The 10,188-nt window shown below is 55.5% G+C and carries 9 protein-coding genes; 4 read left to right on the forward strand and 5 right to left on the reverse strand.

The window, feature by feature from the left end; translation table 11 throughout:
- The coding region (locus G565_RS0119120; RefSeq protein ID WP_028670480.1) for a transposase at nt 1–185 on the forward strand (185 nt) is incomplete at its 5' end.
- 532 nt (nt 186–717) lie between these two features.
- Here G565_RS0119120 and parE read toward each other — a convergent pair.
- The 4 genes from parE to G565_RS0119140 all read right to left on the reverse strand — a co-directional run bounded on the left by parE (nt 718) and on the right by G565_RS0119140 (nt 4,897).
- Complete coding sequence (parE, locus tag G565_RS0119125) at nt 718–2,613, reverse strand: DNA topoisomerase IV subunit B (protein WP_028672285.1); 1,896 nt, start codon at nt 2,611–2,613, stop codon at nt 718–720.
- Nucleotides 2,614–2,827: 214 nt separating this feature from the next.
- Nucleotides 2,828–3,634, reverse strand: coding sequence for a 3',5'-cyclic-AMP phosphodiesterase (gene cpdA / locus G565_RS0119130; protein ID WP_037340373.1), 807 nt, complete (start codon nt 3,632–3,634; stop codon nt 2,828–2,830).
- A 140-nt stretch (nt 3,635–3,774) separates the two neighbouring features.
- Complete coding sequence (locus tag G565_RS0119135; protein WP_051208276.1) at nt 3,775–4,233, reverse strand: DUF1249 domain-containing protein; 459 nt, start codon at nt 4,231–4,233, stop codon at nt 3,775–3,777.
- Between the two features lie 49 nt (nt 4,234–4,282).
- On the reverse strand, nt 4,283–4,897 hold the full coding sequence (locus G565_RS0119140; protein WP_028672288.1) for an NUDIX domain-containing protein: 615 nt from the start codon (nt 4,895–4,897) through the stop codon (nt 4,283–4,285).
- 369 nt (nt 4,898–5,266) lie between these two features.
- On the opposite strand from G565_RS0119140, the gene G565_RS0119150 reads away from it, so the two are divergent.
- A complete protein-coding gene (locus tag G565_RS0119150; protein WP_169579682.1) occupies nt 5,267–6,577 on the forward strand; it encodes a TolC family outer membrane protein in 1,311 nt (436 codons plus the stop codon).
- Nucleotides 6,578–6,685: 108 nt separating this feature from the next.
- Nucleotides 6,686–7,351, forward strand: a complete 666-nt coding sequence (locus G565_RS0119155) for a glutathione S-transferase (protein ID WP_028672290.1) — start codon at nt 6,686–6,688, stop codon at nt 7,349–7,351.
- 116 nt (nt 7,352–7,467) lie between these two features.
- On the opposite strand, the gene G565_RS0119160 is transcribed toward G565_RS0119155, so the two are convergent.
- The gene (locus G565_RS0119160) at nt 7,468–8,844 is read right to left on the reverse strand and encodes an HD domain-containing phosphohydrolase (protein WP_028672291.1); all 1,377 of its coding nucleotides are present in this window, start codon (nt 8,842–8,844) and stop codon (nt 7,468–7,470) included.
- Between the two features lie 158 nt (nt 8,845–9,002).
- Between G565_RS0119160 and G565_RS26185 the strand changes: the two genes are divergently transcribed.
- Complete coding sequence (locus G565_RS26185) at nt 9,003–10,142, forward strand: sensor histidine kinase (protein WP_051208278.1); 1,140 nt, start codon at nt 9,003–9,005, stop codon at nt 10,140–10,142.
- Nucleotides 10,143–10,188: the final 46 nt, after the last annotated feature.

Here is a 10,188-nt window from a genome sequence, read left to right on the forward strand (position 1 = left end):
TGCGCCGACTGGCTCTACAGGGAACGGAACTGGCTAACGCGCAAGTGAACACGATCCGGCTAAAGCTGTGTAAGGTGGCGGCCATCGTCATACACAATACGCGCCGAATTCGCTTCCTGCTGCCCAGTCATTACCCATATCAAGGACTGTTTGAAACCGCACTGAACAACCTGAACTCGACATAGCCATAACCAGTGCTGACCCGGCACACTTTAAACAACGGGGTAAGGGGAAGTGTGCCTGAAAATCGGGAATCCGGGTCAAAATCGACCTGTAGCTGTGGAGCTGCTCGAAAACATTCAACAAATTCTATGCAGTGCTACTTTAGGCTGTTTGGTGAAATATCCGGGCTAGTGGCTTGGATTTGGTGGGTAGTGTGGTTAGATATTCTACCCGTTCATCTCGGTCTGTCGGTTCGTGCAGCTATCATCTGGATAGGACGCTCATGGGATTCGCTGGTTTAGGGTAACACCCCCCCCATTTTCTATTGGAGTGGTCAAGAGCAGAGCTTAGGTCACTGCGGCCAGTTTCTTTTTCTGGGGTGGCGCTCACCAAGGCGTCTAGCATATTGGTGGCTGTTCACACCTAAGTCCTTATGTAGCATTGCTGTTAGGTTCTAGTAGGCGATTAACTTATGCACGCAGCTGAACAACAAAGGCATTGATTGAGATTGAATGTCTTTGCTGTTCAGACTTATGCTGAAATCGACAAAAACGATCAAACAGCAATGTCAGCCAGATTCCCCTTGGATTCGAGCCAGGTTTTGCGATCACCCGAGCGCTTTTTGGCCAGCAGCATGTCCAGCATTTCGACGGCGGCGTCGTTGTCGTCGATGCGCAGTTGCACCAGACGCCGGGTGTTCGGGTCCATGGTGGTTTCGCGCAGCTGTAACGGGTTCATCTCACCCAGGCCCTTGAAGCGGGTCACCTGAACTTTGCCGCGTTTTTTCTCGGCCTTGATGCGATCGATGATGCCGTCGCGTTCTTCATTGTCGAGGGCGTAGTAGATTTCCTTGCCGATATCGATCCGGTACAGCGGCGGCATGGCCACGTAGACGTGGCCGTTGTCGACCAGCGCCCGGAAGTGGCGCATGAACAGGGCGCACAATAGGGTGCAAATGTGCAAACCGTCGGAGTCGGCGTCGGCCAGAATGCAGACTTTGCCGTAGCGCAGGCCTTCTAGGTTGTCGGTGTCGGGGTCGACACCCAGTGCAATGGCGATGTTGTGAATCTCTTCACTGGCGAGTAACTCGTCGCTGGCGACTTCCCAGCTGTTCAGAATCTTACCGCGCAGCGGCATGATCGCCTGGAAGGTTCGGTCCCGGGCCTGTTTGGCGGAACCGCCGGCGGAGTCACCTTCCACCAGAAACAGTTCGCTGCGGCTGGTTTCGCTGCCAGAACAATCGGCCAGTTTTCCGGGCAGTGCCGGGCCTTGAGTGACTTTTTTGCGAGCCACTTTTTTAGCCTGCTTCAAGCGGCTTTGAGCGTTGCTGACCACCAGTTCGGCGATCTGCTCGGCGATGTCGGTATGCTGGTTCAGCCAGAGACTGAAGGCATCTTTGACCACCCCCGAGATGAATGCCGAAGCCTGACGGGATGAAAGCCGCTCTTTGGTCTGGCCGGAGAACTGCGGATCACGCAGTTTGAACGACAATACATAGTGGCACTTGTCCCAGACGTCTTCCGGGCTCAGTTTGACGCCGCGTGGCAGCAAGTTGCGGTACTCGCAGAAGTCACGCAGTGCATCGAGCAAGCCCTGGCGCAGGCCATTGACGTGCGTGCCGCCCAGCGCTGTGGGGATCAGGTTGACGTAGCTTTCCTGGACGCCTTCGCCTCCGTCAGGCAGCCACTGGACGGCCCAGTCGACCGCTTCGTCCTCGCTGGTGAAGCTGCCAGTGAAGGGTTCGGCAGGAATAGGTTCGTAGACTACGGTGGCATTGTGCAGGTAGTCGCGCAGGCCATCTTCGTAGAACCAGGCATCGGTTTCGTCTTTCTCTTCGTTGTAGAAGGTGACGTTCAGACCCGGGCAGAGAACCGCCTTGGCGCGTAATACGTGGCGCATGCGGCTGACCAGAAACTTGCCACTGTCGAAGTATTTGGGGTCGGGCATGAAGCGCACAGTGGTGCCCGTGTCGCGTTTGGCGCAGGTGCCAATCTCTTCGAGTTCGGAGGCTTTGTCGCCGTTGGCGAACCCCATGCGATACAGCTTGCCATCGCGTTTTACTGAGACTTCCAGCAGTGTCGACAGGGCGTTGACCACTGAAATACCGACGCCGTGCAAACCGCCCGAAAACTGATAATTCTTACCAGAAAACTTACCCCCGGCGTGCAGCCGGGTCATGATCAGCTCGATGCCGGGAACGCCGTGTTCGGGGTGAATGTCTACCGGCATGCCGCGGCCGTTATCGGCCACAGACAGAGAGCCATCTTTGTACAGCACCACTTCCATACTGGTGGCATAGCCGCCAATGGCTTCGTCGACGCTGTTGTCGATGACTTCCTGGGCCAGGTGGTTGGGGCGGGTGGTGTCGGTGTACATACCGGGGCGCTTGCGCACGGGATCAAGGCCGCTCAGGACTTCAATGGCGTCGGACGAATAATTGCTCTGACTCATGCTCGGGAGTGCCTCATCAATCTGTATCGCAAGGTGCTTGCTTTGGATCAGCCAGGAAGGGGCTGAGAGAGAATGGTCTTAGGATACTGGCTAAGCTGCCCCGGCGTCGAGTGCAACGGGATATGAGCCGTTCTGTCGCCGTCAACCTGCCCTTGTTGATGGCAGGGAGCAGTCTGGTCAGGGACTCGCGTGTTATCACGAGTCAGGTCGTTGCTCAGTAGCCTTTGACCGAGTAGTCGATCTCGAAGTCGACCCCTTCAATGCGTGTGACGCCCGTGTCGATGCTGCCATCGGCATGCAAATCGAGCCAACGGTAGCCGGGGCCTTCGGTGTCGATCGAAAAATCTTTACTCTTGGGTTCAAACTGCACACAGGTCGAGGGTGTGGAAATGAAACGCAGGCCACCGTGCATTTCGTCGCTGTGCTGGTGCACGTGACCCCAGAGCAGGGCGCGCACATTGGTGTGCCGGCCAAGCACTGCCATCAGGTCGGCTTCGTTGTGAATGCCGATTTTGTCGATCCAGCGGCTGCCCATGGATTTTGGGTGGTGGTGAAAGGTGACCAGAGCGTGCTTGTCGCTGTGTTGTGTCAGGGCGCGGTCGAGCAGCGCGAGCTGATCGGTGGCCAGGTGACCATAGACTTTGCCGGGTACGGTGCTGTCGAGCAGTACGATGACCCAGTCGTCTGTGGCAAACACGCTGCGGGCCATGGACGGACGCCCGGCCAGCGTCAGTGCCTGGCTCATGTTCTCGCGATCGTCGTGGTTACCTGCAATCCAGTAAACTGGCGCTCCGAGCCGGTCCATACGGTCGATAAACGTGGTGTAGGCGCCCACGGAACCGTCCTGAGCGATATCGCCGGTGGCGAGCACGACGTCTATCTCCGGGCGTTCTTCGACCACACGGTCGAGCACCAGGTCCAGACTGTTCAGGGTGTTCATGCCCAGCAGAGTGCCTTCCTGGCTGGCATGAAGATGGCTGTCGGTGATTTGCACCACTCTTAAGGTCTGCTGTTTCAACATCTCAATCCGCAGTCAACGGTAATGAATCCATTTTTACACAAAGTCTGCGCTAAATGTAACACGGTCTGCGTAATTCGCGACCTGGCTCTCATCGAAACTGCCAGTTAGGCGTATTTCCGGCTCGATGTTGTTGCACCCTATTAGCGCTGAGGTGACGCAGGCTGCCATTGTTCGGCCATTACTCCGTGCTGCATCAGGTGCGCCAGCCATTCGCCCAGATACACATTGGCCTGGGCTTTTTCATCAATCTGGTACATTTGTTCGTTCGGGTAGGGGTAAACGCCGGACATCTGCTTGCCCTTGGCCCAGGTGACCACTTCGGCCATACGCGCATCGTGATACATGCGCAGCGTCAGTTGTACTTGGTTGAGCGGCTCTGGCAGGTCCGGATTGTCTTTGCTCAGTGTCAGTGTGGTGGTGAACTTGAACCGCTCCTCGACCTCAATTCGAACGCGCACCGGTGTTTGCCCTTTGCCGTCCCATTGAAACGCATAGTGGCTCTTGCTCATATCGCCGAGCAGCCGCTCCAGGCGCAGGAAATTGGCCTCGGACAAGGCATTTTGCTCCGGCAGATCCGGAATGTAGCGTTTATTGATCAAGGTGGCGGTGGCCTCCGGGGTATGTGATGTTCCATTAACGTGCCAGTGATCAGGTTGCGACCGACCAGTGGTCTCTCAGCCAGGCCCGGTTCAACTGCACCCACTGCAGTGCGATCAGGCTGGCGGCGTTGTTGATGGTGCCGTCTTTACACCAGTCGATGGCCTGATCGAGCGGGATCCGGTGGACTCGAATGTCCTCGCCTTCTTCGTCCAGACCATGTATGCCGCTGACGCCGCGGCTGTCGACCTCGCCCACGTATAAAAAGACGCGCTCATTGGTTCCCCCGGGTGAGGGCAAGTACTCGGTGATGGGGTGCAGCCGCCCCAATTCAACTCCGGCTTCTTCTTGCGCTTCGCGGCGGGCCACTTGTTCGGGCACTTCGTCTTTGTCGATCAGCCCTGCCACCAGTTCCAGTAACCAGGGGTTTTCCTGACGCAGGGCACCGACCCGAAACTGTTCGACCAGCACCACGTGGCCGGTGGCCAGATCCAGAGGCAGCACGCACACGGCATCGTGCCGATCCATGAGTTCACGCTGTATGGTCAGGGTTTCGCCGGCGAACGTCTGGTGAGTCAGAGTGTAACGGTCCATGCGGTAAAAACCTTCGTAAAGGTGCTCTATCTGGTCGATGGAGTGGTGGAAATTCAGGGTGTCACGGCTCATGGGTATCCTCTGGATCAAGGTCTTATGTTCGGCCATTATGTCAGGCCAGGTGCGTTCGGGCAGGCGTGTAGCGCGACAGTATGGCACAGTCAGCACCGGCGTCGAGTCGGTCGCCTGCCAGCGCCGGCATAAGGTCGGGATGATGACTTTTGGGGCTTCTGGTTGGGGTCTATCCCGGTCACACTGACGCAATAATCCGTAAAACCTCGGGCAGACGACTGTAAACCGTTGCCTCAGGCGGCATAATGACGGTTCGATACCTGAGTCTGACAGACTCCCTGATACCAGAACAGTGCCAGTCATAACGGTGGGCCCGCCCAGAGGCGAAGCCGCCGACACACGCTTAACCAAGAGACAGGAACAATGGCAGTGAATCGATTAATAGCAAGCATCACCCTGGCGGTAGCGTCCGCCGGTGCCTGGGCCGAGGTGTCACTGATGGACGTCTATCGGCAGGCGCTGGAGAATGACCCGGAGCTGGCGATCCAGTCACTGAACCAGCGCGTGTCAGCGGTTCAGGTACAAAGCGGCTTCAGTGAATTGCTGCCCAGTGTGAGCGCCAGCGCCGGATACGATGTCAGAAGTACGACAGGCAATGGGGTCGCTCCCGATTTCGACAACGGCCAGGGCGTCAGTGCCTCTATTACCGCTCGTCAGAATATCTTTGCGCTGGCTGCGGTGGATGCTTACGAAGCGTTGAAACTGAATGCGTCACGGGTCGAAATCGAAACCGAGTCGGCACGCCAGGCCCTGATCGTGCGGGTGGCTGAGGCCTATATTAGTGTTCTGCGTGCTCAGGAAGCCCGGGATTCAGCCCAAACTCAGTTGCGCGCCGTTGAACGGCAGTTTCAACAGACCGAGCAACGCTATGAAGTGGGTCTGGTCACGGTGACTGATGTTCTCGATGCTCAGGCGACACTGGATCAGTCGCGGGTCGCGCTGATCAGCGCCAGCAGTGAGTACGACATTTCGCTGCTGAACCTGTCGGTTCTGACCGGCGAAACACCCGACTCCGTTATGTCCATTGGCAACCGCTTGCCGATACAAATGCCCGTCGAAAACGGGCAGGATCGCTGGGTCAGTTATGCTCAGGAAAACCACCCCAACATACTGGCTGCCGAGAAAGGCCTGGAATCCGGTGAGCGTGAGCTGCAAGCACGACGCAACAACCGATTGCCGGTGGTGAGTGCATCGGCCTCCATAAACTACGGCGACGACCCCAGCGACGGGCTGGATTTTGACGATCGCCTGGGCAGCTCGATTGGCCTGTCCGTGTCTGTTCCTTTGTATACCGGTGGTGCGACGTCTGCTCAAATCGTAACAACGGGGCTGCAGAACAACATCGCCGAGCAGCGATTGGTGCAGTTAAAGCGGGGAATCAGCATCGAGGTGGGTAATTATTACCGTCAGTTACGCACTGCTGCGCAAAACATTGACGCACAAGCCAAAGTGGTTGAATCTCGGGAAAGTGCCTTGCAGGCGACTGAAGTTGGCTATGAAGTGGGTACGCGAAACATTGTTGAAGTGTTGAACGCCCAGCAAGCGGTATTTGCAGCCCGGCAGGACTTCGCCAACGCCCGATACGATTACGTCATCAGTGGCCTGTTGTTAAAGCAATCGGCCGGACAGCTGACTGAAGATGATCTTGAGCAAATAGAGTTGTATCTGGTGAATCTCTGACCGGCTGAACAGTCGCCTGGCCAGCTCAGGCTGCCACTGAATATTGGAATCAATAAGCCAGCGTACGCTGGCTTTTTATTTGCTGCCCATTAAACAGGAGTTCTCATTATGTTGACGGTTCATCACCTGGAGAAATCCCGATCTCACCGGGTGCTATGGTTGCTGGAAGAATTGGGGCTTGAGTACGCCTTAAAGACCTATCAGCGCCACCCGAGAACATTTCTGGCACCCGCCGAATTGAAAGCGGTGCATCCCCTGGGGAAGTCGCCCGTCATTACCCGGGATGACATGACACTGGCGGAATCTGGCGCCATTCTGGAATGGTTAACAGAGACTTATCCCGATGCAGAGCTGGCTGTTGCTGCAGCCGACCCGGCCCGACCCGATTACTTGTACTGGCTGCACTATGCGGAAGGGACGCTGATGCCGTTGTTGGTCATGACACTGGTGTTCCGCCGGGTACCCAAGTCGCGCATGCCATTTTTTGCCAAGCCGGTGGCGAAAAGCATTACCCGGAGGGTAATTGGCAGCTACATTCAGCCTCAGGTGGATACCCAGCTTCGAGTGCTGGATGATCATTTGCAGCGCAATACGTGGTTGGTGGCCAACCGCTTCACCTGTGCTGACATCCAGATCAGTTACCCACTTGAAGCTGCGGCCGGTCGCTACGGGCTGGGCGAGCAATACCCGGCACTGACGGCTTACCTGCAGCGGCTGCGGGAACGTCCGGCCTGCCAAAGGGCCATCGACAAAGGTGGGCCTGTCACCCTCTAGCCGGTTATTTGAAAAAGGTTTTCGATTGTATATGAGTTGCGGTTATTCAGGCTCAAACGGCAAGTCAGCAACCCGAGAGGAGCGATTCAAACGAAGGCGTGATTTGGGGTGAGCTCTCAATGCCTGATGTATATGCTCAGGTCGCGGCCAAATTCGGATTCCAGGGCCAGTAGCTTTTCAATGTGGCGGGCCGTCAGCTTCTGGCCCTGGGTCAACATCAGTATATCCTGATTGGTGTAGACATCCTGGGCCAGTTCCATACCGGGCTCCAGAGTTCGGGCCGATACCAGGTGCCCTTTTTTATCGGCACCGTCGACGCCTTCATCGACTTCTACCTCCTCAATCGCGAGCGCTTCTTTGAGCGTTAGGTAAAGTGATTCCGGGTAACGGATATTGACCAACGGCTCTATGTCTTGAAGAGCTTCCACCTGGATGTTCATGCTTCCAACCCGTTTGCCCAGTTTTGCCTTTTTATCGCGATACTTTTCCAGTGCCTGGGTGTAGTCCCGGCACAGCAATACAAGTTGGCTTCCCAGAGGGATCTCCGCCTCTTTCAGTTTATGCGGGAAACCCGTGCCATCCCAGTGTTCCCGGTGGTGGTTGATGTACAGGCTGACTTTGGAGAGGTAGTCCACGCTGGTTAGCAACTGTGCACCGCGCTCGGGGTAGGCACTGTATTCCTGCCAGGCGCTAGACGTCAGTAACGACTCCCTAACCTGGTTAAGCTCGGCGGGCAATGCCAGTTTACCGATCTCATGCAATTGGCAGGCGTAGCGGACAGCGGTCACATCCGAGGCAGGCAGATCAAGTGCTTTGGATAAGGTAACACTGACCTCAGCCATGGTCTTCGCGAATGTACTGTCGATTCCGGGGTTGACCGAGGCCACCTCAAGCAGCAGCCGAATGGTTGAGCGGTACGATTGCAACAGCGTGGTATTCGATTTTTGAAGTGTTTGATGAGAGGTTTGCAAGGCGCGAGTACGTTCAGACACCCGCTTTTCCAACGACTGGTTTAACGCCATCAGTTTTTTATTCTGTTCCATGTTAACACGCAGTAACTGTTCGTTACCGCGGCGCAGAAGAGCGCGTTCCAGTTGCTCCTCAACAGCGCGCAGCAGGATGGCATCGTCCCAGGGTTTGGTCAGTATGACGCCTGTAGCCCCCTCATTAATGGCGCGTACAGTATGCTCCACATCTGCATGGCCCGTCAGCAGGATTCGAGCGACATTGGGGTGGTGCTGGTAGGCGTAGCGCAACAGCTCGATGCCATCCTTGCCCGGCATGCGCAGATCGGTTATCAGTAAATCAATAGAATGGTCAGCCAACTGTGCAATGGCCTGGTCAAAATTTTCCGCGGTAACCGCTTGGTACTGGTGCCTGCTGAGTAGCCGCTTCAATGACTTTCGCACATTGTCTTCGTCATCCACAATCAGGACACAGGCTTGGACGGCTTTGTGCGTTTCGCCAGCGGGTGTTTCCGCATTCTGGCTCATCGTATGCTCCGGAAATAGCCGGGTTACCGGTATTCACTGTAGTCAATGGTTTACCGATGTTAGCCTAAACTGTCGGGTTGCGACAATGTCCGGTTTGAACCTTAGCGAGCCTTTTGCTATACCACAGGCACTGCGCCGAACCTGAGAATGATTGAACCATGTCCTCCAATTGGCTCCAACGACCTGAAGCGCCACTGTTTGTGTTCGACGACCAATGGGTTCTGCGCTTCTGGAATGAACCGGCGCAGACATGGAGTAGTGACACAAACCCCCTGAAAGTGGGGATGCAGGCGGCGGATCTTTCACAGGTAGGCCTTTCCGGAGTATTCGAACACCCTGATGTACGGTCGCTTGAGTCTGAAGCCGTCAGTGTGCCGCTGGCGGATGCATCGGGTATCGCTCTGTTTCTGCCAGTAACCACACGTTTACAACGTCATTTTTGGGTACTGACTCTGCTACCGGCGGTGGATGATAAACCAGAGCAAAAGCCTGAAGTTATAGATCATGTGTTTGATTGGCTAATGCAGCAGGGAGAGTTGATCGCCGGGACGCAGGGGCCACTATCGGCACGGAATCAGCAAATGATTCAATCGGAAAAAATGGCCGCTATTGGGCAGTTGGCTGCAGGGGTGGCGCACGAGATCAATAACCCCATCGGCTATATCAACTCGAATTTGAGTGCATTGTCCGACTACGTCAGTCAGCTGTTGAGCGTGGCGAATGCCGTAGAAGGTGCTCACTCCCTTGATGAAGTCAGGGCGCAACTCAACGCCATAGATTACCACTTTCTGCGCGATGATGTTCAGGATTGCATTCGGGAGTCAGTAGAAGGCACCAATCGGGTAAGGGATATCATTGCTGCGCTGAAAGATTTCTCCCATGCCGACGACGGTCGGATGGAGCACTGCGATCTGACAGAAGTCTTTAAGTCGACTTTAAAACTGGTTTATAACGAAGTGAAGTACAAGTGCGAGGTGCATGAGTGTTATGAATCCGACTCCAGCGTGTACTGCAATGCGAACCAGATTAAGCAGGTGGCGATGAACCTGATTGTCAATGCCGCACAGGCAATCGACAAAGAGGGGCATATTTGGATTCACACGACTGAGGATGAAACGGGTATCCGGTTCTCTGTAAAAGACAATGGCATGGGAATTCCCCCGGAGGTTCAAATGCACATATTCGAACCTTTCTTTACAACCAAGCCGATAGGCCAGGGTACCGGGTTGGGGTTGTCGTTAAGCTACAATATTCGTAACTATTCAGCGTCCAAACCAGTTTCTCGCAGCTTCACCTGAATAAACTCAGGCCACGTACCTGTAAACAAGCACTCTAAAGCCTCAC

The sequence above is a fragment of the Saccharospirillum impatiens DSM 12546 genome (genome assembly GCF_000423605.1).
Lineage (GTDB): Bacteria > Pseudomonadota > Gammaproteobacteria > Pseudomonadales > Natronospirillaceae > Saccharospirillum > Saccharospirillum impatiens.